Below are 26,308 nucleotides of genomic sequence, written 5' to 3'. Positions count from 1 at the left end.
GATTACATTGAAAGTCGTTTTATTCGCAGTTTAAAATGAACTCTTTCGATTAAGATTGGTTAATTTTGTGTCACTATTCAAAAATATAGATATGTCTACAGATAGATTCCAAGCTCCTGATTATTACCAATTGGATGAGCTTTATACCGATGAACAAAAGTTGATTCGTGATACTGTTCGAGAGTACGCCAAAGCCAATATTAGTCCTATAATAGAAGATTTCGCTCAGAAATCTGAGTATCCGAAACAGCTCATCCCGGGATTGGCTGAGATCGGAGCTTTTGGGCCGTATATTCCTGAACAATATGGTGGTGCAGGTTTAGATCAAATCACTTACGGTTTGATTATGCAAGAATTAGAAAGAGTAGATTCTGGTATTCGTTCTGCTGCATCTGTTCAAAGTTCTTTGGTAATGTATCCAATCTGGAAGTATGGGTCAGAAGAACAGCGAATGAAGTATTTGCCAAAGTTGGCCAAGGGTGAGATGATAGGTTGTTTTGGATTGACAGAGCCTGATCATGGTTCTAACCCTAGTGGAATGATTACAAATTTTAAAGACAATGGAGACCATTACTTACTTAATGGAGCCAAAATGTGGATTACAAATTCACCTATTGCAGATGTGGCTGTAGTTTGGGCTAAGAATGAAGAGGGTAGGATACACGGTCTTTTAGTTGAAAAAGGAATGGAAGGATTTACAGCTCCTGAAACTAAAGGGAAATGGTCGTTACGAGCTTCTATTACAGGGGAATTGGTTTTTGATAATGTAAAAGTTCCAAAAGAGAACTTATTGCCAGGTCGATCAGGTTTAGGAGCTCCACTGAGCTGCCTTGATTCCGCGCGTTATGGAATTGCGTGGGGTGCAATTGGTGCTGCTATGGATTGTTATGATTCAGCGTTGCGTTATTCCAAAGAAAGAATCCAATTTGATCGCCCTATTGCATCCTTCCAGTTGGTTCAGAAGAAATTGGCTGAAATGATTACGGAGATCACTAAAGCTCAATTGTTAACATGGAGATTAGGTGTTTTAAGAGACGAAGGTAAAGCGACGACTGCTCAAATTTCTATGGCCAAAAGAAATAATGTGGAAATGGCACTAAAGATAGCTCGTGAAGCGCGTCAAATTCATGGTGGAATGGGAATTACTGGTGAATATTCCATTATGCGACATATGATGAATTTAGAGTCAGTGGTGACTTATGAAGGAACACATGATATTCATTTATTAATTACTGGAATGGATATTACAGGAATCCCTTCCTTTAGAAACGATGGAAAATAAATAGTATTAATTTATAATGTAAAAGCCCTCAGCCGAATAACGGTTGAGGGCTTTTTTAGTACTGTATTACAACAAAAAAGCGTCCAACTATTGGTGAGTTGGACGCTTTGTAGTTATATAGTTTATTTCTTAAAACGATTCCAGTAGAGAAACTCGTTTAACTACTCTGTCTTTACCATTTTCAATAATTACAAAGTAAATTCCGCTTACCATTCCCGTTAGGTCTATACTAATCTTATTGGAGGAAAGTGTTTGAAGGTTAGGATTAACCATAGCCCCCATTATATTGGTCACTCTTACGTTGTAATCATTAATATTCCTGTTGCTATTCGCCTCAATGTTTACTAAACCTAGTGTTGGGTTCGGATATACTTTCATTCCTTCAGCAATACTGCTTTCCATTATGCCAATAGTTTGAAGGCTGTCTTGAGTTACTATAACAGTCTTGGTTGTTGATCCTGAAGCTGTAACATATAGTGTGTCCGAACGTGGAGCACCAGGATTTGCCGTTTTGGCTTTTAAACTAATTTGAGTAGTATAAGAACCTTTATTCGGTGAAATCTCTAACCAATTAGATGTTCCAGTAATGGTCCAATTGGTACTGTTGCCCAATACACTAAAAGTATTCATACTTGCTGAGTCTCCTGCCAGTCTAACTAGAGTTTTACTTACATCTAAAGTAGCAAGAGTTCCTAACTGAACTACATGAACGATTTTATTAGGTAATCCTGCAGAACTTATGGTTAAGTTTCCGGAGCGGGCTGAAGTCGTATTGTTGGCACTTCCTGCTTGAATTGTAATTCGCGCATCATTTGTTCCTGTTTTAGGCCCCATTAAAAGCCACGTTATGTTTTCTTGTATAGTCCAACTTACATTGGCTAATACATCAAATGCATTTGTGCTTCCTTGTAATTGACCTAATACAATGGTGTCTACTGAAGCACTTAGATATGGTGAGCTTCCATCAATTTGATTGATGACGATATCTTTAGGTGCTACACCGGGTGTAGTAGTGCTTGCAGTTATCGTCGCCGTCCTCATGCTTCCAGTATTGTTTACTGAGTTGGCTACTACGGAAATTGTAGCATTGTTCGAACCTGTAGTAGGGTTAATGGTTAACCATGCTGGAACACCACTGAAGCTCCAACTAACATTGGAAGTGACATCAAAAAAGTCATTGCTTCCACTTGGTGGTGCTAAGTTTATTATGCTTTTAGATAATGTTAAATTAAAGTTTGGAACTGAACCATCTCTTTGAATAATTTCAACTGAGTCTATTAATGTTCCGTCAGTCGCATAAATCCATGTACTTCTGGGAGCGCCAGAAGTATTGGCTGAAAGAGAGTTAAGGGAGATTGATGCCACGTTGCTGCCACTTAACGGGGATACACTTAGCCATGTTGCTGTATTTGTAATTGTCCAGTTGACATTACTTGATAATGAAACAGAATTGGTACTTCCTGATGCTGATGCTAAGAATATGGGGCCTGCAGCAAAATCTATATAGGGTCCTGACCCTGATTGAGTGACGAATACTGTGTCAAATAAAGTGTTAGTAATGTCGGTAAATACAACAATTCCGTTTCTAGCAGAACCTGAGTTGGCGGAGTTGGCTTCTATGGTTACAGATCCATTACCTGTTCCAAAATTTGGAGATACTGTTAGCCAACTTGCAGAAGTTGTTGCCAACCAAGCTGTATTAGACGTTACATTTGCTGGTGAATTGCTATTTGCTGGGGAATTTAATGTAATATTTTTAGGGCTAACTGATAAAGTAGAGGCAGTACCTCCTGCTTGCACTACAATTAATGAGTCATGTGCGCCTGAGGTGGCAGTACATAATACTTTTCCTATTCTTGTTGCTCCTGTATTAGAGCTTAGCGCCAATACATTTGAGGATAAATTTCCTGTTCCGTTTACATTGGCCACTACTAGCCAAGCAGCATTATCGGTAATGGTCCAGCTACTACTCGTAACTATATTAAATGATCCATTTGCACCTGCATTTGCGGTTAAAAATACAGTATCTGGATTCATTACAACTCCACCTGGAATGGGCGTGGTATAATTTGCACTCCATCCTGTGCCAGAAATGTTGTTATTGTCTGAAGAAAAATGAACTAACATGCTACTACCAGTGCTAGTTATTGATGGAGGAATGGAGTTACCAGAGAAGACACCCAAAGATGGTGCAGTATTGGTACTACCATCAAATACTTCTACAAAATCATTTGTGGTTTCAGTAGCAAAAGCTGTGAAATTTAATGTGATTGGTTGTGCTCCTGATGTAGGTTGTATTAACCAGTTACAATCTGCATTGTCACCATAATTTTGGTTTCCACTACCATCTGTAAAGGTTCCTGAATTAGCAGTTAAAGTGGTTGTTCCATTACAAAATCCACCACCGATGGTTCGATATGAAGCATCCCATCCAGCATCAGTAACTGAAATGTCACTGGTAAAAGTCACTAACATGGCACCACCAGAGCTTGTGATTATGCCTGGCAATGTATTGCCAGAGAAAGCTCCTAGTAAGGTAGCACTTGTTGTTGTGCCATTATATACTCTAACAACATCCCATCCTTGTTCAGTTGCAAAGTTGGTAAATGTTAGTTCGATAGGCTGTCCATTTATTGGTTGAATTAGCCATTGACAATTTGAGTTGTCTCCATAGTTTTGAGAACCACTACCATCTGAAAAGGTTCCCAAGTTCGCTGTTAAGTTGGTAGTTCCACTGCAAAAGGTTGAACCTCCTCCAGTTGTTGAGGTATAGGAGATTTCCCATCCTTGTAGGTTGAAGTTTGCATCGGTGTTGAACTCTATATATACACTACCGCCTGTTGAAGTTACACTCGGTGGAGTTGAAAAACCACTATAAGTTCCAAGTATTGGTGAGCTATTGTTTGGGCCATCATAAATAGTAACTACGTCGGCGTTAAATTGGGTGTTCAGTCGATTGAAGTTGACAGTGATGGTGTTAGCTCCAGATGAAGGTTGAATTAACCATGAGCAATTTAAATTGTTTGAATAGTTGGCTGTAGCGGCACTGCCATCTGTAAAGGTGCCTGAACTAGCAGTTAAATTAGTTAAACCACTGCACGTAGTAGTAGGTGTAAATGTGGTATATCTTGCATCCCAACCATCATCAGTTCCTGTGGCATTGGTGGTAAATTTAACTAACATCGCGTTTCCACTGCTATTTACAGTGCTTGGTAATGTACTTCCTGAAAAGGTATTTAGAATTTGTGCTGAGGTGGTTGTCCCATCATAAATGGTAACCAAGTCAGTATTATTTTGCGTTTTAAAATTGTCAAAATCTAATCTTACATTTTGACCGTTTACAGGCTGAATTAACCAAGAGCAATCAGTGTTGTTGTTGTATGAGCTACTTCCGCTTCCATCTGAGAATGAGCCTGAATTAGCTGTTAGAGTTGTAGTTCCACCACAAAATGCTGTAGCCCCGACTGAAGTGTAGTCAATTGACCATCCTGTATTATTGATACTTGCATCTGAGATAAATTCAATATAAAGGCTACCTGAATTTCCAGAAACAGCAGAGGGTAAAGTCGTGCCACTGAAGGTGCCCAGTAATGTAGCTGAGCTATTGGTGCCGTCATAGATAGATACAAGGTCGTTACCCAATTGTGTGGCCAGTCTTGTGAATGTTGCTGTCACAGAAGTAGCTCCTATGGGCTGTATTAACCAAGAACAATTTAGATTATTGGTGTAGTTTCCTGATGCAGGGCTACCATCGGTTATGGTTCCTGATGGTGCAGTTAGAGTGCTTTGTCCACTGCAGGTGGTAGGTGGGGCAACAGTAATGTAATCAGCCGCCCATCCTTGTCTTGTGCCACTTACATCAGTTGTAAATTTTACTAACATTGTGCCTCCTGTACTATTGATAGCAGGAATGCTAGTCTGGAAACCTGAAATAGTCCTCAATACTGGCGATGTCGTTGTTGCTCCATCGTAAATGGTTACAACATCAAAGGTATTTTCTGTGTTGAATCGATTAAATGTCAACTGTATATTTTGACCATTAGTAGGTTGTATTAACCAAGAACAATCTACATTATTACTATATTGACTAAATTGAGCACTACCATCATTAAAACTACCTGTGTTTCCAGTGAGGCTGGTTGTTCCATTACATGTTTTTGGAGGTCCAAGTATAGCAGAATATTGAATGGTCCAACCCAATCCATCTACACTTCCATCGGTTATGAATTCAACAAACATAGATCCAGAATTGGCTGTAATGGTATTGGGAGGTCTAGTAGATCCGCTAAAGGTTCCTAATAAAGTTCCTGTATTTGATGTTCCATTGTATATTTTTATTACATCCGTATTGGCTTGAGTTCCAAATATTCCTTGAAAGTTGGCATCAATAGCAGTTGCTCCTGCAGGCTGAATGAGCCATTCGCAAGCCAAGTTGTTGGTGTAATTGTTTGCGCCACTACCATCGCTAAATGTTCCGTTTTGAGCAGTTAAAGTGGTAAGCCCACTGCATGTAGGCAGATTAGATGTTGTTGTATACATTGCATGCCATCCTCCTGCATTTGTAGTGCCATCCGTTTTAAATGTAATAAATAGACTATTTCCTGATGAATTTAAAACTGGAGGAGTTGTGTTTCCACTAAACGTTCCTAAGCGTGGAGCACTTGCATTTGCCCCATCGTAAACGGTTACAGAGTCAGCGGGAGCTTGAGTATCAAAAAAGCCCGATAAAAACTCTAATCTAATTGATGTAACTCCCGTAGGTTGAATCAACCATGAGCAATCTTGATTGTCATCATAGTTGGCTAAAAAGCCACTTCCATCATCAAAAGATCCTGTGGTAGCAGTTAATGTTGTTAATCCTGAGCAAGTAGCTGCTGATGAAGCGGCCCCTAGGTCAAAAGTCACTGTAGTTCCTGATTCAGCAATGTTTCTAATGATTAACCCAGAGCTTGAATTGTTTTGTAATTTAGAATCTGGATTAGAGGAGTCGTTAAAGTCTGTATTGTTAGAAGTTCCTGGGTATAAATCTCCGCCATCTCCTCTGTTGGTTTCATTGTCCAACCCGTTTAGTCCGTCTGCTTCTTCAAGGTCTACTAATTTATTCGTTTCGTCTTGGTTCCCAAATCGACTAGTGTTAATGTGCCAAATCGCTAATCCATGTCCAGGTAATTCTAAATCACGTCCTACCTTTTGTCGGTTTTCTAATAAATAATACTCTGATGGGTTGGAAGTCGTGATTTTATAAACGTCATTTTGAGTAGTGCTCGCTGGGTTTATGCTGAAAGTTCCTGTTGCATTGCTTGCTAAGACTGTTGGTGTAATCCAACCCAATTCTTCTTTTGCCCATGCGCAAAACCCAATAGGACGATGCTCACCACCAAGCCAGCCACCGCCAGCCATTAATCCCCAGTTGCCTATTCCTTCTGAATCTCCATTGCTTGGGTCAGTATCGTATAAATCTGGTAAACCTAAATTATGACCAAATTCGTGAGCAAAAACACCAATACCTACTAATCTTGGATTGGTTAATGTACCTCTTGTTTCCGGGTTTATCATGTAATCATTAATGATTTTTCCGTCATAAGTTACCGATCCACCACCCGGTACGCTACTTCCTCCGTTCAATACCCAACGGTGAGACCAAATGTATCGATCTCTATTTGGAATACTGGTTTCAGCACCTGGACCAGCATGTACTACTAAAATTCCGTCTACTCTTCCATCGTTGTCATTGTCGTAATTGGCAAAGTTAGCTCCTGCTACCTCGGCAGCATCTACTGCTTCTCTAGCCAGTTTTGCCGCTCTTGAACTTCCCGCACTGTCTGAATAGTATTTATGTCCATTTTGTGCCATATACCACCCCATTACATCTACATTGATAGTAAGTTGGCCAAATGACGATTGTGCGTAATAAGTTTTAAAACTTCCATCCCCATTGTGGTGATTAGCACTAGTCAATAAGCTGTCTAGATCTGCTTTGGAATAGGTGCTACCTAAATCTGGATACTCAATTAGCAGAGCTAAGACATTCACTGTTCCTGTTGTAGGGTATGTTTTGTTTGATGTTGGGGTGTAATTTAAAGGACCATTTTTAATGTTTTGAATCACTGGTTGTAGTGATTTTGAAATAGCATTAACAATTGCTAATTCACTTGGAAGTCTGTCTTGGGGATTGTGAGCTAATATCCCTGTTCCTACTAAGTCGTTTCCAACTTTAGTGGCATATTGGAAGGCATCATTTACTGTTACCACGGTATAACCGTCTACTGTTTCTGTCCAATGATGGTTCATGTTTCCTTTTGAAACAACGGTTACAATTTTTCCATCTGGTTGCAATATATCCATCGGAATATTCGATGAAATACAGTTGCTTGGACCACCAGTATGAGTGTGTGTTGATTGTGCATATAGTGAGGAAAGGCTTATCATTGCTGATAAGCATAGTGTAAATAGTTGTTTCATAATATCGTACGTTATGTCTATGTAGACGTTTTTAGTGCACATTAAGTTGCCTTAACGGCTCTAAATTACCGAATTATTATTTTTTAACAACTATTTTTTTATTGCTTATCCCTCAACGTATTTTTTATTTCTATCAGTTCTTTTTGTAATTCCATCACGCTATTTCCTAAATGATCGCGGCTAAGGTTAGGTTCAGGCATTTCTGAACTGATATAATTGACGAATTTCCACATTTCAACTACTTCATTTACATGAATTTCATAAGGCTTGTATTCTGGGTTAGTGGAGCAAAGTAGTAGTGTTTGGTTTTTATGCATTTGATTGTATACCACTTTGAAAACGACGCCATCGTCTTGTGTTACTACGATGTATGGATATCCGTTTTTGATCAATTCCCAGTTTTGTACGAATTCTCCAGTTACCCATGATTTGTCTGAAACGGGTGGCATAGAGTCTCCACTGATTTGAAAGGTTCTGTATTTTCTGTTTTTCGTTAAAAAGGGCAATTGAAAAGTTGGCAGTACTTTAATGAAATCTGGATCGGAGAATCCTGTGGTGTACCCTGCTTTCGCTTTCACTGGAACGAGCTCAATATTTTCTTCATTCTCGCTATTCACTGTAGTGGCTAGCACACGCAATTTACTTCCAGTAATATCAATGTCAAAACCTTTTTCTAATTGACTCATGTACATCTCTGAAACACGATTTAAATCGAGTTTTAACAGCTTGTCAGTACTGATTTTAAAGTACTCAGAGAACGCTAGTAATGTTTCGAAGTTTGGTTCTGAAGTGCCTAGTTCATAGCCGCTTAATGATGATCTCTTAATGTTTACTGCTTGTGCAACATCTTCTTGTGATCGCTTTCTTCTCTTTCTGAGTAATTTAATATTTGAACCAAAATACATGTGTTAAAAATTAGGAGTTGATAAATTATTTTGACTAAATTATTGACGAAATATTGACGTTATTATTGTCAAAAATAGCAAAAATAATTAAAGCAACAAATAAAAAGTACGTGAGAGAGGTAGATAGAAATATTGTACACCTAGATTTAGATTCCTTTTTTGTATCGGTTGAAGTGTTGCAAAATAGTGAGCTAAAAGATAAGCCACTTTTGATTGGTGGAAGCGGCAACCGTGGAGTAGTATCTTCGTGTAGTTATGAGGCTCGGAAATATGGGATTCATTCTGCTATGCCGATGAAAATGGCGAAGCGATTATGTCCACATGCTATTGTGTTAGGAGGCGACTTTGAGCGTTATAGTTATTACTCTAAAATGGTAACCGAAGTAGTGGCGGAGTCAGTTCCGATGTATGAAAAATCATCCATTGATGAATTTTATGTTGACCTAACAGGAATGGATCGTTTTTTTGGTGCCTATCAATTGGCGACAGAATTAAGGCAGCGAATCATTCGAGAAACTGGACTGCCGATTTCTTTTGGATTTTCATCCAATAAAACGGTTTCTAAAGTTGCCACCAATGAATCCAAACCCAACGGGCAGCTACAGGTTTTAAGAGGGATGGAAAAAGGTTTTCTTTCTCCTCTTACAGTGAACAAAATCCCACAAGTAGGAGCTAAAACCTATCATTTATTACGAAATATGGGTGTGGAGCGGGTGCTGACTTTACAGCAAATGCCGGTGGAACTGTTGGAAAATGTATTGGGAAAAAGTGGGCATTCGATATGGATGAAAGCTCAGGGGATTGACCACTCTCCGGTGATTCCTTATTCGGAGAAAAAATCAATTTCTGCTGAACGTACATTCACAACAGATACTACGGATATGGCGTTGCTGAACAGTACACTTATCGCGATGACGGAAAAGTTGGCCTATAAATTACGAACGAAAGAAAAGTTGACGGCTTGCGTAACGGTAAAGGTTCGCTACTCAGATTTTGATACACAAACCACTCAAAAGTCAATTCCTTATACCGCCAACGACGATGAATTGATTGCAATAGTAAAAGAGCTGTTTTTGAAATTGTATCAGCGGCGCGTGTTGCTCCGATTGGTTGGAGTGCGCTTTAGTCATTTAGTAAATGGAGGGTATCAGATTAATCTATTTTCGGATACCTCGGAACAGATTAATTTGTATCAAGCGATCGATCGGATGAAGAAACGTTTTGGGGATAGCTCGCTGACGAGAGCAATAGCATTAGGAGTGAAGCAGTATGATGTTCCGAGTTTTAAAGGGTAAAAATGTTGCTAAACAACCACACCTATTTCAGTTTTAAATACGGTACACTATCGCCTAAAAAATTGGTGGAACTGTCTGTTGCTTTGGGTTACCAACAAGTAGTAGTGACGGATATTAACAATACATCTGCTTGCCTAAATGTGGTTCGATTAACCAATAAGGAGGGTTTGAAGCCGATAGTAGGTATTGATTTTAGAAATGGAGTCGCGCAGCAATTTGTCGGATTGGCACAGAATAATGAAGGCTTCTTAGCATTAAATCGACTGTTGAGTCAGCACCTTCATTTACAACAAGCGTTTAATGGTCGAGCTCCCAAAATGAAGAATGTGATTATTGTTTACCCGTTTTCTGTAGTGGATTACGATTGGGAATTGGCAAATCATGAATGGATTGGCGTAAAGGTGTCTGATTTGACCCGTTTGCCATTTTCTAAATGGAAAAGTCGACTGGACAAAATGGTGATTTTGCAAACGGCGACTTTTCAGAATAAACGTGATTTTAATGCGCATCGGTTGTTAAGAGCCATTGACAATAATAAGTTGTTGAGTCAATTGCCGAAAGAGGAAGAAGGAAGTTTAGAACAAACTTTTCTATCGAAAGAGGGCTTGCTTCAAGCATTCGCTGAGTTTCCACAAATTATAGAGAACACGATAAAGGTAGTCGACAGCTGTAGCATTCATTTCAATTATAAAGGAACGGGTAAAAGCAACACCATTCATGAGAACAAGCAATTGTTTGGACAGTCGGCAGAAGAAGATACGGCGTTATTACGAAAGCTGTGCTATGACAATTTAAAGTTGCGCTATGAAAACCCTTCGGCTGCCGTTTTCGAAAGAGTAGAAAAGGAATTGAAGGTCATTAACGAGCAGCGGTTTGCAACTTACTTTTTGATCAATTGGGACATGCTTCGTTACGCTCGGGAGAAGGGTTATTTCTACGTTGGGCGTGGAAGTGGAGCCAACAGCATAGTAGCGTATTGCTTATTGATTACCGATGTGGATCCCATAGAATTGGATTTGTATTTCGAACGATTTATTAATCCTTTTCGAGAAAATCCACCTGATTTTGACATTGACTTTTCGTGGAAAGATCGGAATGATGTGACGCGGTATTTATTTGAGAAATATGGATTGGAGCATACGGCGTTGGTAGCTACGTATTCTACTTTTCAGCAACGAGCAGTGATTCGAGAATTGGGAAAAGTATTTGGGCTGCCAAAAAATGAGATAGATCGGTTTGCGGAAGAGCCGTCAACTTCTACAAAGTTGGACGACATTCAGCGGCTCATTTATCGGTATGCGGCCTACTTGCATGGATTTCCATCTCACTTAAGTGTGCATGCAGGGGGGATTTTAATCGCAGAACGACCGATTCATTATTTCTCAGCGACTTCTTTGCCACCCAAAGGTTTTCCGATTACACACTATTCCATGTTGGAAGCCGAAGATGCTGGCTTGTATAAATTTGATGTGCTTAGTCAGCGTGGGCTTGGGCATATTCGAGATGCAGCTGAAATGGTAGAAAAGCGACATGGCATCACGTTGGACATCCACGACGTAAAACGATTTAAGGAAGATGAAAAAGTGAAGGCGCTGTTGAGAGAAGGGCAAACGATGGGCTGCTTTTATGTGGAGTCGCCTGCCATGCGGATGTTGCTTCGTAAGTTGAGAGTAGATCATTATTTAGGATTGGTAGCGGCGAGTTCTATTATTCGTCCTGGTGTAGCTAAGTCTGGGATGATGCGGGAATACATTTTGAGATTCAATAATATGCCGCGAGAAAAACCGACGCACCCTATTTTGGAGGAGTTGATGAAAGAGACTTTTGGCGTAATGGTGTACCAAGAAGATGTGATAAAAGTAGCGCACCAATTTGCCGGTTTGACACTTGGAGAAGCTGATATGCTTCGACGAGGAATGTCTGGAAAGTTTCGCTCTAGAGAAGAATTTCAAAAAGTAAAAGATCAGTTTTATGCCAATTGTGCAACTAAAGGATATCCATCAACTACCATCAATGAAGTGTGGTTGCAGATTGAAAGTTTCGCTGGCTATGCTTTTTCTAAAGGACATTCGGCATCCTATGCAGTGGAGAGCTATCAGAGTTTATATTTGAAGGCGCACTTTCCGCATGAGTTTATTGTAGGAGTAATCAATAATTTTGGTGGATTTTATTCGCGAGAAGCTTATTTTCAGGAAGCTCGCCGACAAGGAGCAATTATTCATGGTCCCTGTGTCAATAAAAGCGATTACTTAACTACGTTACACAATGAGAAGGATATTTACATGGGATTTATTCATATGACAGATTTTGAAGAGCGCGTAGCCATCAAAATTGTGAGTGAACGAAATGAAAATGGAGATTACCTCGATTTAAAAGATTTTGTGAACCGATTGAGTATTTCGGTGGAGCAGTTGCGCATTTTGATTCGAATTGGAGCATTTCGTTTTTCTGGGAAAACACGACAAGCATTATTGTGGGAAGTGCATCAATTATTGGGAACGGCTAAAAAATCTCAACCTAAACGAGATTTATTTGGGCCAGCCGTAAAGGAGTTTCAATTACCTAAGTTGGATCAAAATCCGTTGTTAGAAGTTCTCGATCAGCGATTAATTTTGGGATTTCCATTGTGTTCTCCTTTTGAATTGGTGAAGAAGATGCCTGAAGGGCTGACTTTCGTCAATCAGTTGAATGGTGTAGTTGGAAAGAAAGTTCGGATGGTTGGTTACTTGGTCACTATAAAAAATACACGGACTACGAGCCGGAAAACGATGCAGTTTGGAACTTTCGTTGATGCCAATGGCGATTGGATTGATACCGTTCATTTTCCGCCGGTGGCAGCTCGTTATCCATTTAGAGGAAAAGGCTGTTACTTAATCGAAGGAAAAACAGTGGAAGAATTTGGTTATGTCACTGTAGAGGTAACATATTTACAAAAGCTAGATGACTTGCAAGTAGAAGATGTGTAGATTAAATCCAGTAATTTTTGATTGGCTTTTCTAGCGTCCATCCTGGGCAATCGCATTTTTTCTTGGATTTGTTTTTCATGCGTTTGTGTAATCCATTGGTGCTTTTACAACCGCTTAAGCCCAAACTGGCAATTATAATGAGTCCGAAAGAGAATTTTAAAAATCGCATACCACAAAGATGATTAAACTTTTTGGGAAAACGGAATTGGAAGAGAATTAGTCTGTGGAAATAGAAAATTGTAGGGTCTTTTCATGCAACGACCCTACAATTTTAAAATTCAGATTTTAATACCCCAAAAAAAAGCCTCCCCGAGTAGTCGATCGGGAAGGCTTCTTAAAAAGTAGTAATAGAAAAAAATTATCCGCATTTACTGTATCCACAGCTTTCACAAGTAATACAGCCTTCTTTAAAAACAAGACCTTCTTCCTCGTTACAGCCAGGACAAGTCTGACCAGATACCTTTGTGCCATCGGCAACATATTTTTTAAGTGCTCTTACCACACCATTTTTCCATGTATTTAAACTTTCTTCGCTTAAGTGTAAATTAGAAACCATGTCTACTACAAATGCGATTGGCATTCCGTGACGCAATACACCTGAAATTAATTTCGCATAGTTCCAGTATTCTTGATTAAACGTTCTTGATAAACCTTCGATAGTCGTTTTGTAGCCATCTTTGTCTTCGTATTGGAAGTCATATCTGGCTCTACCGTCATCTGTTCTGTTTCTGATTACCCATCCTTTTTCTACGTGAGACAGAATAGAGAAGGAGTCTTCTGCACGTCCAGTAAAAATTTCATAAGGACGACCTTCGTATAATCCAACAATGGCAATCCACTTTTCAGCGTTGTTGTTAAACTTAACGATTTCAGCATCCAATGATTTTGGACGTTTTGGAGCTTGAGTTTCCGTAAAAGAAATCGATTCCTCTTCTTTTTTCTTTTCATCGTTAGAAACTAGTACTCCACTTCTTGATCCATCTCTGTATACAGTAATTCCTTTGCAGCCACTTTCCCATCCAGTTAAGTATATTTTACTAACCATTTCTTCTGTACAGTCATTAGGAACATTTACTGTTACACTAATCGAGTGATCTACCCATTTTTGGATAGCACCTTGCATTTTTACCTTATTCACCCAGTCTACATCGTTTGCAGTAGCTTTGTAGTATGGGCTTTTTTCAATAATTGGATTCAATTCCTCTTGAGACATTGCTGCTACTTCTGCTAAATCGTAACCATTAATCTCTAGCCAAGTCTTAAAGTTGTGGTGGAATACATTGTATTCTTCCCATGCATCGCCTACTTCGTCAACAAAGTCTACTCTGCTGTTTTTATCGTTTGGATTGACCTTCTTTCTTCTTTTATATGATACCATAAATACTGGCTCAATACCCGAAGTTGTTTGTGTCATGATTGAAGTGGTTCCCGTAGGCGCAATTGTCAATAAAGCAATATTCCTACGGCCATATTTTACCATGTCTGCATATAAGGCAGGGTCGGCATCTTTCAATCGGTTAATCATAGGGTTCTTTTCTTCACGAATAGAATCGTAAATAGGGAATGCGCCTCTATCTTTAGCCATTTCTACAGATGAACGGTAAGCAGAAAGTGCTAAGTTTTTATGAACTTTAGCAGAGAAGTTTAATGCTTCATCAGTACCATATCTCAAGTTTAAGGCAGCAAGCATGTCGCCTTCAGCTGTAATACCAACACCAGTTCTTCTACCTTCAATACATTTTTGTTTAATTTTTTTCCAAAGATTTAGCTCTGTACTTTTTACTTCAAGTACCTCAGGATCGTCTGTGATTTTCTTGATAATTGCATCAATTTTCTCAATTTCTAAATCCACAATGTCGTCCATGATTCGCTGAGCCATTTCTGTATGTCTTTTAAATAAAGGCATGTCAAATTTCGCTTCAGGAGTAAATGGGTTTTGAACGTAGCTAAATAAATTAATTGCTAATAATCGACAGCTGTCATATGGACATAATGGAATTTCACCACATGGGTTAGTAGAAACGGTTTTGAAACCAAGGTCTGCATAACAATCGGGAATAGATTCGTTAATCACCGTGTCCCAGAATAAAATTCCTGGCTCAGCAGATTTCCATGCGTTGTGGATGATCTTATCCCATAATTTCTTAGCGTCAGTATCTTTTTTAAATACTGGGTCTTTTGAGTCTATCGGATATTGTTGCTCATATGGAGTGTTGTTCTTTACAGCTTTCATGAAGTCATCGTCTATCTTTACAGAAACGTTGGCTCCAGTAACTTTAGTCCCATCCATTTTTGCATCAATGAAACCTTCTGCATCTGGATGCTTAATAGAAACAGATAGCATCAATGCTCCTCTTCTTCCATCTTGGGCAACTTCTCTGGTAGAGTTAGAGTATCTTTCCATAAATGGAACGATACCTGTAGAAGTAAGTGCACTGTTCATTACAGGGCTACCTTTAGGACGAATGTGAGAAAGATCGTGACCCACTCCTCCACGACGTTTCATTAGTTGTACTTGCTCCTCATCAATTTTCATTACTCCACCATAAGAATCAGCTACTCCTTTGTTGCCAATAACAAAGCAGTTTGATAATGATGCGATTTGGTAGTTGTTTCCAATTCCAGTCATTGGACCACCTTGAGGTACGATGTATTTGAAATCTTTTAATACCTCATAAATGTCATCAAAAGAATATGAATTGCTGTATTTAGACTCTACTCTAGCAATCTCACTTGCCAGTCTTCTGTGCATTTGATCAGGAGAAGATTCATAGATATTTCCAGCTGAATCTTTCAATGCATACTTATTCACCCAAACGTTGGCAGCAAGTTCATCATTCTTAAAATAAGCGGTTGCTCCTGCTACTGCTTCTTCATAGGAATAGGTCTGCGTTTTGATGTTGTTTTCCGGGTTGTTCATGGCTGAAGTAGTCTCGAAGCCTACTGCTTCTTTTTTAGCAATTTCTTTCATTTTGAATGAGTTGTTAAAGTGAGTGCAACTTCTGGATAGTTGCAAAAATTTCTATTGCAATTTAGTAAGTCATATCGCTCAAATGTTGCAAATGAGGTTTCTTTTATCAACATTCGACTTTTTATATTGGGCTCTTGCTGTTCTAAATGTTCAGCAATTTGACTGCTTTTTTTATCAACAATTGATAAAAAATCCATTGCTTTTGATATTGGAAATTTAAACCTAAAACAAGGATAAATGTTTCCAAAATTTATAATCATTCTATTTTAACTATTCCTTTTTATATCTGTTAACTTATGGCTAAATTTGCGCCCACTATTTTAGAGGTTAATTGCAGATGGATAAAATTGTCGGAGTAGAGTTAAGTCACCGATTTGCACCTATAGAAGTTAGGGAGCAGATGGCATTGAATGATGAACAAATCATGCAAGTGTTAGAAGACTTACGTAAAATCTATTCTGAAGTATTTATAATTGCCACTTGTAATCGACTTTCGCTCTACGCTTTCGGTGACAATTATTATGGCTTAGAAAACTATCTAAAGCGATTTGGAAATTTTTCTCAATATTTGTCAGTACTTCCAGATACCGAAATTGCAATTAAAAATCTGTTTTCTACTGCAGCAGGATTGGAGTCTCAGGCAATTGGAGAGCACCAAATTGTAGGTCAAATTAGGTCTGCATTAGCGTTAGCGCGTAAAATGAAAACCATTGGGCCAATGCTTGACGAGATGATTCGTCATGCAGTGCATACAGGTAAAAGAACTCGATTAGAAACCAATATTGGTCGTCATTCAGCTTCACTAGCAACTGTTGGTTTTGAACTGATTGAACATCACGGCTATCAATTAGAAGATAGTACGTTGTTAGTAGTTGGTACCGGGAATATGGCCAATTTGGTGGCAACAATTCTCGATCGAACGAAAGTAAAGAAGCTTTACATCGCCAGCCATAACCTAGAGCGAGCCAGTGAAATGGCGAAGGAATGGAATGGGGAAGCCATTGATATAAAGTATTTGCATCGATATGTGGGGCAAGTAGATATAATTATTGGAGGAACCCAAGGAGAGGTGAACCTGTTGAGTGAAGCGGCATTAACCGATAGTAAGTGTACACGTGCACAATTTGCTTTTAAAGCCAGCGAGCCCAAGTTGTTGATTGATTTTGGGTTGCCACGTAATTTTAACTCAGGGCTTAAAGCACTTGAAGGAGTTTCTTTGTACGACCTTGATGATATCAAAAAAATGACTTTCGAAAGTTTGTTGAAACGTCATGACGAGATACCTAAAGCAACTGAAATAGTAGAAGAGGAAGTTCAAAAGTTTACAAGTTGGTACTACAATAGAAAGGCCTCTCCTGTTTTAGAGGCGTATTGGCATCAATTACAAGAGGTAAAAGAGTCAGAGCTCAGTTGGTTACTCCCGAAGATGGGTGATTTGACTCCTTCACAGATAGAGTTGTTGGAGAAGTTTTCACATCGAATGGTGCGAAAAATATCCAAAAAGCCGATGGAGGTGATTCATGAATTGTCTCACAATATGCACGAGTTAGATAATCCAATTCATACCGTTAAGCGAGTTTTTGGATTAGAAGATGTTGAAATTACTGTTCCAAAGAGGAGAGTCATTGTAGGTACCAGAGGAAGTAAGTTAGCTTTGACGCAAACACACCAAGTAATCGAACAACTGAAGAGATTTCAGCCAGACTATGAGTTTGTTACTAAGGTGATTCGAACGAATGGGGATGATGGGAATATTGAAGTGATGGGAGCTTTTACTACTGCTATTCAGCGAGCTTTAGTAGCCGGAACAGTGGATGTAGCAGTACATAGTTTTAAAGACTTACCAATTGAAAATATAAGTGGCCTTAAATTGGCAGCTATTTCAGATCGTGCTGATGTCCGAGACATCCTTATTTCAAAGAAGGGTGAAAAGTTTGAAGACCTGCGTCAAGGAGCAATCATTGGAACAGGAAGCTTAAGAAGACAAATTCAATTGAAGAAATTGCGTCCAGATATTGAGACTAAATTTATTCAAGGAAATTTAGATACGCGAATTAAGAAAATGATGGAGGGTGATTATGATGCCATTATTTTAGCTTATGCTGGAATCAATCGATTAGGAATGATTGACAAAGCAAATGATATTTTCAGCGCGAAGGATATATTGCCTGCAGTAGCTCAGGGTGCATTAGCGATAGAAGTGCGTGATGAAAGTGGTTTTGTGATGGACTTGATAAAGAAGTTTAATCATGGACCTACTCAAATAGCTACATTTGCTGAGCGAGAATTCTTGATTGCTTTAGGCGGTGGATGTAATTATCCAATAGCTGCTTATGCACAAGTAAATGAGGAGCAAATTACCATTGAAGGTATGTTTGCAACTGAAGACGGCAGTGTCCTTGTTTCGGGAGAAGAAAAAGGGCCAGCTGTAAATTACATTCAAATTGCTCGTGATTTAGCAGTTCGATTGAAAGCTGAGTTAGAAGAGAAAACTAAAGTGGCAATCGGTGAGTCATCTTCAAAATAAAAAAATACTCATAACCAGAGCAAGCCACCAGACCAAATCGTTTAGTAAACAAATGGAATCGTTAGGGGCTAAATGTGTCTCCCTACCGATGATTGCAATTAGGCCAATTGAAGATCAGTCTCATGTTCAAAAGCAACTTCAAGATTTAGAAAATATCAATTGGATCGTTTTCACAAGTGTGAATACTGTCAATTATTTCTTTGAAGCCATTGAAAAATTTAACATCAAAGTCCACTTTCTAACTGATTTAAGAATTGCAACGGTGGGAGAAACCACCAAAGCAGCTCTAGAAAAAATCGGATACAGAAGTAATTTTGTTCCTATAGAATACACCGCAAAGATGCTAGCCAAGCAATTGCCTATTTTTGGTGACGAACGGATCTTAATCCCTCAGTCTTCCAAAGCGAACAATGAATATGTGGAATTGTTGAAAGATCAATGTCAAGAAGTGATTACTTTGCCGATTTACGAGAATTATTCTCCAATTTATTCAAAAGGAGAAATAGAGACAGTGTTGAAAGAGCGATTGGATTGGATTACATTCTTTAGCGGATCTGCTGTGACTAATTTCTATGAGCACTTAGAGCGATATGAGCTTGAATTAGGTGATGAAAAGTTGGCTGTCATTGGGCCATCGACCAACGAAGTTTTAGAGAAATATGGATCTGTTGCAACTATTATGGCGAATCCTTATACAGAGGAGGGGCTAATAGCGGCAATAAAAAAGATATAAATATGTTTAGAACAAGAAGATTACGTAATAATCCTGCGATTAGAAATCTAGTCAGAGAAACGACCCTTTCGGTAAACGATTTTATCTATCCGTTATTTATTGAGGAAAAGCCAGGACTAAAGAATGAAATAAAGTCGATGCCTGGAATTTATAGGTATTCTTTAGATAGAATTTCAGAAGAATTAGATGAGGTGGTAGAATTAGGTATTCAATCGGTAATTCTATTTGCTATTCCATTGGAAAAAGATGAGATTGGATCTGAGGCAATGAATGAAAATGGGATAATTCCTCAAGCTATTCGGTTCATTAAGAAGAACTATCCACAACTTTACGTGATTTCGGATATCTGTTTTTGTGAATATACTGATCACGGACATTGTGGTATTATTCACAATAATGATGTTGACAACGATCCAACATTATTGAATTTAAACAAACAAGTAATCGCTCATGCAAAAGCAGGAGTAGATATGGTGGCGCCATCTGGAATGATGGATGGTACTGTAGCTTCTTTGCGCAATGAGTTGGATGAAAATGGCTACACACAAATCCCTATCATGGGATATTCCGTAAAGTATGCATCTGCTTTTTATGGCCCATTTAGAGATGCTGCTGATTCTGCTCCCTCTTTTGGTGATAGAAGAACCTATCAAATGGACCCGGCAAATAGAAGTGAAGCAATTCGAGAAGCTACAATAGACATTGAAGAAGGAGCAGACATTATAATGGTAAAACCAGCTTTGTCTTATTTGGATATCATCAGGGATTTGAAAAATAATTTCGATGTACCTATTGCTGCTTATAACGTAAGTGGAGAGTATGCCATGCTGAAAGCTGCTGGTAAAAATGGGTGGATAGACGAAGAAAGAGTCATGATGGAAAAGCTAATGTCGATAAAACGAGCAGGAGCAGACATCATTATTACTTATCATGCTAAAGAAGCAGCAAGAGTTTTAAATAGAGGTTAATTCGTGGTGAATTGAATAAATTTGCCACCTTTAAAGAAATAGAAATATGCAATTAGATAAATCCAAACAACTTTTCGAAAGAGGACAAAAGCACTTAGTAGGAGCTGTAAATAGCCCGGTAAGAGCATTTAACTCAGTTGGAGGAAATCCATTATTTATAAAAAATGCTGAAGGAACTAAAATTTACGACGTTGACGGAAACGAATACATTGATTTAGTTGGTTCTTATGGGCCAATGATTTTAGGTCATGGGAATCCTGCAGTTAAAGATGCGGTGAAAGCTGCAGTTGATAGAGGGTTTACTTTTGGAGCATCTACCGAAGATGAAATTGTATTGTCTGAAATGGTAGCTGACACATTTCCATCAATAGATAAAGTGCGTTTTGTGAATTCTGGAACGGAAGCCGTTTTAAGCGCTATCCGATTGGCAAGAGCCTTTACAGGAAGAAATAAGATTGTAAAATTTGCTGGATGCTATCACGGTCATTCTGACTCATTGTTAGTAGCAGCAGGATCGGGATTAGTAACATTGGGTTTGCCTGGAAGTCAGGGTGTTCCTGAAGCAGCTGTGAAAGATACACTGGTTGCTTTGTACAACGATATCGAAAGTGTAAAGCAATTGATAAACCAGTTTCCTGATGAAATCGCAGCGATATTTATCGAGCCTGTAGCAGGAAATATGGGTGTGGTCGTACCAGAGCAAAAGTTTATGACTGAATTGCGTGAGTTGACTAAGGCTCATGGAATATTGTTGGTTGTGGATGAGGTAATGACTGGCTTTAGAAAGAAGTTTGGAGGAGCTCAAGATCATTTTAATATCGTTGCAGATATAACATGTCTTGGAAAAGTAATTGGTGGTGGAATGCCAGTAGGTGCCTACGGAGCTAGAAACGAAATTATGAATATGGTGGCTCCTTTGGGGCCAGTTTATCAAGCGGGAACATTATCCGGTAATCCAATTGCAATGGCCTGTGGAATAGCAACTCTAAAAGAATTGAAAAAGTTGAATCCTTATGAGAAGTTTGAGAAGGAAGCTGCAGAAATTGAAGCTTGTATTATAGATGCAGGTAAGGAGTTTGGAGTAGACGTTAAAGTGAATCGCTTTGGTGCAATGATCAATCCTTTCTTCACCAAAGAAGAGGTTGTAGATTTTAAAACTGCTCAAACATCAGACACTAAAAAATTCGCTAAGTTCTTTTGGGCTATGGCAGAAAATGGAATGTATATTCCTCCATCACAATTTGAATCTTGGTTTTTACCAGCCACTTTAAGTGATACAGATCTAATAAAAATTAAAGAAGCAATACGAGCTTCTATTCAATCTATAAAGTAGAACAATGACAACATTTAACGATACATTTTTAAGAGCGTGTAGAAAGGAAGACGTAAGTCATACTCCTGTTTGGTTTATGCGTCAAGCTGGAAGATATCAAGCAGATTACCGAGAGCTAAAAAAGAAATACAGCATCATAGATATTTGTAAGATTCCTGAGGTTTGTGCTGAGGTGACATTTTCTCCTGTGAACCAATTCGCATTGGATGCAGCGATTGTTTTTTCAGACATTATGATTCCATTGGAGCCAATGGGAATTAGTTTTGAATATAAGCCCGGTGTAGGCCCAGTTATTCACAATCCCATTGCGTCTAAAGCAGATGTCGATCGATTAAAAACGATTGATCCGGGTTCTGATTTGAAGTATACTGGTGATGCGTTAGGAATTTTGAAAAAGGGATTAAATATACCATGTCTGGGGTTTGTTGGAGCTCCTTTTACTTTAGCGAGTTATATGATTGAAGGCGGCCCTTCTAAGAGCTATGCGAAGTTGAAAGCATTCATGTATAATCAAACAGCCAATTGGCATTTGTTGATGGATAAATTAACTGTTGCGATGACAGACTATTTATTGTATCAACAAGAAAGTGGAGCTTCGGCTTTGCAAATTTTTGATAGTTGGGTAGGAATTCTTTCGGTACAGGACTATAGAGAATATGTTTATCCACACATGGAAAAAATGATGCAGACGTTAAAGTCTAAAACGGATGTGCCGATTATTTTGTTTGGAACAAATACTTCTCATTTACTCCAAGATTTTAGAAAAACTGGACCAGATGTAATCGGAATTGATTGGAAAACTGACATCAATGCAGCTTGGGCTGATTTAGACCACAGTGTTGCGGTGCAAGGTAACTTAGATCCTACATTGTTGTTTGGTGAATGGTCATTAATAGAGCAAAGAACAAAGGCTATATTAGATAGTGTAGGCGGAAGAAACGGTCATATCTTCAACTTGGGTCACGGTATCTTGCCAGGAACTCCTGAAGAAAATGTGCGTCGATTAGCAGATTACGTAAGAGCTTATTCAGCTAGAACGTAAAACGAGATTTAAAGTCGATCAATTCCTCTTTAAAAGATTTATTAAGGGTAATCAACTGATTGAATTTTTCATCAGGGGTTACCCTTATTTCTTTTAGTTTCAGATGTTGGTTCACAAAAACCATTTCCAATTCTGGATAAATCTCTTTCAAAGGATCCACAATTTCGACCACACTTAAGTTGTGTTCGGTCAGGTTTTTTACTCCCAGATTACTTGAATCTTGTATTAAGTTGGATAACACTTCCGTTACCTTATCAATGTGGATAAACGATCGGTATTGCTTTCCATCGCCATGAATAGAGATTTTTGAACTGAAGTTGGAATCAAACATAAATTTATTAATGACTGCATCAAAGCGCATACTTTTGCTGTAGCCATACACGTTCCCACACCTCACTATTGAAGTTTCTATTTTATTTGATATTCGATTGACGTGTGCTTCTCCTCTTAGTTTAGTGATGCCATAAAACGTTTGTGGATTCGGAATGGTGTCCTTAGTTACCATTTCTTCAGATGCCCCATATACGGAAACACTACTCAAGTAAATCAGTTTCTTAACCGAGCTTTCTTCGATGGCATAAATTAATTCTGCTGTTCCCCAATTGTTTACTTGTTCGAATTCATGCGAACGTTGGTCAGAAAAGGGAGTGCTTACTTTTGCCGCTAAATGGTAAACTACATCAATGTCGATCAAGGCTTTTTTAAGTTTCCTTGAATCCAATAAATCTCCATGTATGAACTTTACTTTTTCAGAAAGAGGTTGAAGTCCAATGAATAAATTTCGATTGGGGCGTGAAAGGTTGTCATATATTACAATCTCTGAAATTAATGGATTTTGGTTTAGAGCATAAGTCAACTCTGTTCCAATATATCCTGCTCCTCCGGTTATTAGTACTCTCATTTTGTTGCTAAGTCAGTGTGTAATCCGCATTCAGTTTTATTCAGTCCGTACCAACGACCATTTCTTTCGTCGGCTGTGTCGATGTATTTTCTGGTGCAAGGAGCACATCCAATACTTAAGTAGCCATCCTTCTCTAAGGGATGGGCAGGAAGGTTATACTCCTTACGGTAGGCATGTATCATTTTAGCATCCCAATTCAATATGGGATGATATCGTGTGCAGCCAAATTTGGAAGGCTGTTCCTCTTTCATGTTTTTTCGAACGGCACTTTGATCAGCTCGAATACCATTGATCCAAATGTCATGGCTTGCCAAAATAGGCTCCATGGGTTGAGTCTTGTTTAGAAAACAACAATAATCAGGATCAGAAGAATACAATAGCTTTCCTTCGGAATCCATTTGATTGATTTTAGTCACTCCCGATGTGAGGCCAATCATTGGCATGTTTAATAATTCTTGCAATTCATCTTTGAATGAAATGGTTTCAGGAAATAAAAAACCTGTATTTAAATAATAAATAGGGATGCTATTATCAATCTGGCTAATGATATGCAATAAAGGAATGCTGTGTGTTTGAAAAGATGATGTCAAAAACATTCTTTTGCCTGCTTCCCGATAAAATGTAATCTTGTTTTTAATTGCAGTTATGTCTAACTTCATAGTGTTACGAAATTAGACATAACGACTCCTTTTGAACATGACAATTATTAGGTTTTCATTGGTATTTATGATTTTTTTTGTTTTTAGAACGGCATCTGCTCAGGTATCTATAGAAGCGTGTTCAATGAAAGGAAAGGCTTCGTTTTATGCCAAAAGTTTTGAAGGGAAGAAAACTGCTAATGGGGAAGTATTTAGTAATGAGTTGCTAACTGCAGCTCACCGGTCATTACCTTTTGGAACATTGGTAAAAGTGACCAATCTGTCCAATTACAAATCGGTCATTGTAAGAATTAATGATCGTGGTCCATACTCAAAACACAGAATGATAGACTTGTCTAAAGCTGCCGCGAAAGAGATTGATCTGGTTCATCAAGGTGTGGGAAGTGTTTTGATTGAGTGTATTTTTTCTCCACCAAATGAGGCTGAAATAGAAATCGTACCGGATTCGATTGCAGAATAGTTGATAGATATTCTATTCAGTTCCTTATTTTTGAAGTATGAATGAGATAAGATGGAACTTACTTAAAGCAGTTGATAAAGAGCAAGTAAATGTGCTCAGTCAGCAACTCAATAATTTAGACAAAACGCTGACTGAGGTTTTAATTCAAAGGGGTGTAGATTCATTTGATGCCGCCAAACATTTTTTTCGACCATCTTTGGAAGATATCCATGATCCTTTTTTAATGAAAGACATGGAAAAGGCAGTAGAGCGAATAGAAGAAGCCATATCAAATCAAGAGAACATATTGGTTTATGGCGATTACGATGTAGACGGAACAACGGCCGTTTCCTTGGTTTATTCATTCTTATCGAAATATTATACAAACATATCTTATTACATACCTGATCGATATAAAGAAGGTTATGGAGTATCTTTTCAAGGAATAGACTATGCTGCAGATAACGAGTTTTCGTTAATCATTGCATTGGATTGCGGGATTAAAGCAATTGAAAAAGTAGATTATGCTACAAAGAAAGGAGTTGATTTTATTATCTGTGATCATCACCGACCGGGAGAGAGCATTCCAAAAGCTGTAGCAGTTTTAGATCCGAAAAGAGTTGATTGTGAATATCCATATAAGGAGCTTAGTGGTTGTGGCGTAGGGTTTAAGTTGATGCAGGCTTTTGCCATCAATAGAGGAATCGATTTTAAAGAATTACATCCTTTATTTGATTTATTGGCAGTGAGTATTGCTGCTGATATTGTTCACATGACTGGAGAAAATCGAATTTTAGCCCATTATGGATTGAAGTGGATCAACTCAAATCCTCGTCCGGGAATAGCAGCCATGATTAAGTCTGCTCAATTGCGTAAGAATGCTCTAACCATTACTGATGTTGTTTTTACGTTGGCGCCCAGAATTAATGCGGCTGGTAGGATAGAGTCTGGTCTAAGAGCCGTAGAACTATTAATCACGACTTCTTTAGAAGAAGCAGAAAAGTGCTGTGCTGGTGTCAACAATAACAACACTGAACGAAAAGAATTAGATAAAGGAATTACAGAAGAAGCATTAGAATCTATTAGTTCTGATCCTGTAATGTTAAAAAGGCGAAGTACTGTTTTATTTAATCCGAATTGGCACAAAGGAGTTATTGGTATTGTTGCTTCAAGGGTAATCGAATCATATTATAAACCAACGATTGTTTTGACTGAGTCAAATGGCAAGGCTACTGGCTCTGCAAGATCTGTAGTGGGTTTTGATGTATATAATGCTATTGATGCCTGTAGCGAACATCTAGAGCAGTTTGGTGGGCATATGTATGCCGCAGGGTTAACTATGAAATTGGAAAAGTTGGATGACTTTATTGAGGCCTTTGAAAAGTATGTCAGTTCTACAATAACAGAAGACCAGTTAACTCCGGTGATTGATATTGATGCAGTATTAGATTTAGAACAAATCACGGATAAATTCTACACTGTATTAAAACAGTTTGCACCATTTGGTCCGATGAACATGAGGCCAGTTTTTCAGTCTGATAATGTTGTTTTGGCTGCACCGACTAGAATTGTTGGTGAGAATCATTTAAAGGTGGTTCTTAAGTCAAAAGATGGGAATTCCAAAATAGATGCGATTGGATTTAAAATGGCTCATTTCGCCGATAAGATATTAGATCGACCGTTTAGTATAGCCTATGTAATTGATGAAAATGAATGGAGAGGAAAGAAGAATATTCAATTACTATTAAAGGATATTAAAACGTAAGGTTTATTCTTAAACAAAAAAGGCTCAATTCGAATTCGAATTGAGCCTTTTTTGTTTATA

General features: G+C 38.5%; 16 protein-coding genes. 10 read left to right on the top strand and 6 right to left on the bottom strand.

Going from position 1 to position 26,308, the window contains the following annotated elements; translation table 11 throughout:
- Nucleotides 1-91: 91 nt before the first annotated feature.
- Nucleotides 92-1,282, top strand: a complete 1,191-nt coding sequence (locus tag GQN54_RS00985) for an acyl-CoA dehydrogenase family protein (protein WP_160631066.1) — start codon at nucleotides 92-94, stop codon at nucleotides 1,280-1,282.
- A gap of 129 nt (nucleotides 1,283-1,411) precedes the next feature.
- On the opposite strand, the gene GQN54_RS00980 is transcribed toward GQN54_RS00985, so the two are convergent.
- Both GQN54_RS00980 and GQN54_RS00975 read right to left on the bottom strand, forming a co-directional pair.
- Complete coding sequence (locus tag GQN54_RS00980) at nucleotides 1,412-7,744, bottom strand: CUB domain-containing protein (RefSeq protein ID WP_160631064.1); 6,333 nt, start codon at nucleotides 7,742-7,744, stop codon at nucleotides 1,412-1,414.
- Nucleotides 7,745-7,842: 98 nt separating this feature from the next.
- Nucleotides 7,843-8,649: an XRE family transcriptional regulator gene (locus GQN54_RS00975; RefSeq protein WP_160631062.1), complete on the bottom strand. Its 807-nt coding sequence runs from the start codon at nucleotides 8,647-8,649 to the stop codon at nucleotides 7,843-7,845.
- Between the two features lie 65 nt (nucleotides 8,650-8,714).
- On the opposite strand from GQN54_RS00975, the gene dinB reads away from it, so the two are divergent.
- Entirely contained in the window at nucleotides 8,715-9,944 is a 1,230-nt protein-coding gene (dinB, locus tag GQN54_RS00970) for a DNA polymerase IV (protein ID WP_207554777.1), read from the top strand.
- Between the two features lie 2 nt (nucleotides 9,945-9,946).
- On the top strand, nucleotides 9,947-12,910 hold the full coding sequence (locus GQN54_RS00965) for a DNA polymerase III subunit alpha (RefSeq protein WP_160631060.1): 2,964 nt from the start codon (nucleotides 9,947-9,949) through the stop codon (nucleotides 12,908-12,910).
- A 358-nt stretch (nucleotides 12,911-13,268) separates the two neighbouring features.
- On the opposite strand, the gene GQN54_RS00960 is transcribed toward GQN54_RS00965, so the two are convergent.
- Together GQN54_RS00960 and GQN54_RS00955 are read right to left on the bottom strand one after the other, a co-directional pair.
- Nucleotides 13,269-15,830, bottom strand: coding sequence for an adenosylcobalamin-dependent ribonucleoside-diphosphate reductase (locus tag GQN54_RS00960; RefSeq protein ID WP_160631826.1), 2,562 nt, complete (start codon nucleotides 15,828-15,830; stop codon nucleotides 13,269-13,271).
- 47 nt (nucleotides 15,831-15,877) lie between these two features.
- Complete coding sequence (locus tag GQN54_RS00955; RefSeq protein ID WP_160631058.1) at nucleotides 15,878-16,078, bottom strand: hypothetical protein; 201 nt, start codon at nucleotides 16,076-16,078, stop codon at nucleotides 15,878-15,880.
- Between the two features lie 140 nt (nucleotides 16,079-16,218).
- Between GQN54_RS00955 and hemC the strand changes: the two genes are divergently transcribed.
- Genes hemC through hemE form a run of 5 tightly spaced genes read left to right on the top strand, consistent with a single transcriptional unit; the run spans nucleotide 16,219 to nucleotide 22,484 of the window.
- Nucleotides 16,219-18,408 carry a hydroxymethylbilane synthase gene (hemC, locus tag GQN54_RS00950; protein ID WP_160631056.1) on the top strand — a complete coding sequence of 730 codons (2,190 nt, stop codon included), beginning with the start codon at nucleotides 16,219-16,221 and terminating at the stop codon, nucleotides 18,406-18,408.
- Entirely contained in the window at nucleotides 18,389-19,141 is a 753-nt protein-coding gene (locus GQN54_RS00945) for a uroporphyrinogen-III synthase (protein ID WP_317163920.1), read from the top strand. Before hemC ends, GQN54_RS00945 begins: the two co-directional genes overlap by 20 nt.
- Before the next feature lie 2 nt (nucleotides 19,142-19,143).
- Nucleotides 19,144-20,109 (top strand): porphobilinogen synthase, encoded by a 966-nt coding sequence (gene hemB, locus GQN54_RS00940; RefSeq protein ID WP_160631052.1) that lies wholly within the window; start codon nucleotides 19,144-19,146, stop codon nucleotides 20,107-20,109.
- Between the two features lie 46 nt (nucleotides 20,110-20,155).
- Nucleotides 20,156-21,442: a glutamate-1-semialdehyde 2,1-aminomutase gene (gene hemL / locus GQN54_RS00935; protein WP_160631050.1), complete on the top strand. Its 1,287-nt coding sequence runs from the start codon at nucleotides 20,156-20,158 to the stop codon at nucleotides 21,440-21,442.
- 4 nt (nucleotides 21,443-21,446) lie between these two features.
- On the top strand, nucleotides 21,447-22,484 hold the full coding sequence (gene hemE / locus GQN54_RS00930; RefSeq protein WP_160631048.1) for a uroporphyrinogen decarboxylase: 1,038 nt from the start codon (nucleotides 21,447-21,449) through the stop codon (nucleotides 22,482-22,484).
- Here hemE and GQN54_RS00925 read toward each other — a convergent pair.
- Both GQN54_RS00925 and GQN54_RS00920 read right to left on the bottom strand, forming a co-directional pair.
- Complete coding sequence (locus GQN54_RS00925; RefSeq protein ID WP_160631047.1) at nucleotides 22,474-23,385, bottom strand: NAD-dependent epimerase/dehydratase family protein; 912 nt, start codon at nucleotides 23,383-23,385, stop codon at nucleotides 22,474-22,476. The two genes, hemE and GQN54_RS00925, sit on opposite strands and share 11 nt — an antisense overlap.
- Entirely contained in the window at nucleotides 23,382-24,044 is a 663-nt protein-coding gene (locus GQN54_RS00920) for a phosphoadenylyl-sulfate reductase (protein ID WP_160631044.1), read from the bottom strand. The genes GQN54_RS00925 and GQN54_RS00920 overlap by 4 nt, the downstream gene beginning before the upstream one ends.
- A gap of 67 nt (nucleotides 24,045-24,111) precedes the next feature.
- Here GQN54_RS00920 and GQN54_RS00915 point away from each other — a divergent pair, with 67 nt between their 5' ends.
- Both GQN54_RS00915 and recJ read left to right on the top strand, forming a co-directional pair.
- The gene (locus tag GQN54_RS00915; RefSeq protein WP_235932935.1) at nucleotides 24,112-24,504 is read left to right on the top strand and encodes a septal ring lytic transglycosylase RlpA family protein; all 393 of its coding nucleotides are present in this window, start codon (nucleotides 24,112-24,114) and stop codon (nucleotides 24,502-24,504) included.
- A 37-nt stretch (nucleotides 24,505-24,541) separates the two neighbouring features.
- Nucleotides 24,542-26,248 (top strand): single-stranded-DNA-specific exonuclease RecJ, encoded by a 1,707-nt coding sequence (gene recJ / locus GQN54_RS00910; RefSeq protein WP_160631041.1) that lies wholly within the window; start codon nucleotides 24,542-24,544, stop codon nucleotides 26,246-26,248.
- Nucleotides 26,249-26,308 lie beyond the last annotated feature (60 nt).

The sequence above is a fragment of the Acidiluteibacter ferrifornacis genome (assembly GCF_009909615.1).
GTDB classification, from domain to species: Bacteria; Bacteroidota; Bacteroidia; order Flavobacteriales_E; family Vicingaceae; genus Acidiluteibacter; species Acidiluteibacter ferrifornacis.
Note: the sequence above shows the minus strand (reverse complement) of the source record. Positions and strands in the feature narration are given on the sequence as shown.

Coding starts and splice junctions, on each gene's coding strand:
- GQN54_RS00985 (WP_160631066.1), top strand. CDS start 92: ATGTCTACAGATAGATTCCAAGCTCCTGATTATTACCAATTGGATGAG.
- hemL (WP_160631050.1), top strand. CDS start 20,156: ATGCAATTAGATAAATCCAAACAACTTTTCGAAAGAGGACAAAAGCAC.
- hemE (WP_160631048.1), top strand. CDS start 21,447: ATGACAACATTTAACGATACATTTTTAAGAGCGTGTAGAAAGGAAGAC.
- GQN54_RS00925 (WP_160631047.1), bottom strand. CDS start 23,385: ATGAGAGTACTAATAACCGGAGGAGCAGGATATATTGGAACAGAGTTG.
- GQN54_RS00980 (WP_160631064.1), bottom strand. CDS start 7,744: ATGAAACAACTATTTACACTATGCTTATCAGCAATGATAAGCCTTTCC.
- GQN54_RS00915 (WP_235932935.1), top strand. CDS start 24,112: ATGATTTTTTTTGTTTTTAGAACGGCATCTGCTCAGGTATCTATAGAA.
- hemC (WP_160631056.1), top strand. CDS start 16,219: ATGGATAAAATTGTCGGAGTAGAGTTAAGTCACCGATTTGCACCTATA.
- hemB (WP_160631052.1), top strand. CDS start 19,144: ATGTTTAGAACAAGAAGATTACGTAATAATCCTGCGATTAGAAATCTA.
- GQN54_RS00965 (WP_160631060.1), top strand. CDS start 9,947: ATGTTGCTAAACAACCACACCTATTTCAGTTTTAAATACGGTACACTA.
- GQN54_RS00955 (WP_160631058.1), bottom strand. CDS start 16,078: ATGGATTTTTTATCAATTGTTGATAAAAAAAGCAGTCAAATTGCTGAA.
- GQN54_RS00960 (WP_160631826.1), bottom strand. CDS start 15,830: ATGAACAACCCGGAAAACAACATCAAAACGCAGACCTATTCCTATGAA.
- recJ (WP_160631041.1), top strand. CDS start 24,542: ATGAATGAGATAAGATGGAACTTACTTAAAGCAGTTGATAAAGAGCAA.
- GQN54_RS00975 (WP_160631062.1), bottom strand. CDS start 8,649: ATGTATTTTGGTTCAAATATTAAATTACTCAGAAAGAGAAGAAAGCGA.
- GQN54_RS00920 (WP_160631044.1), bottom strand. CDS start 24,044: ATGAAGTTAGACATAACTGCAATTAAAAACAAGATTACATTTTATCGG.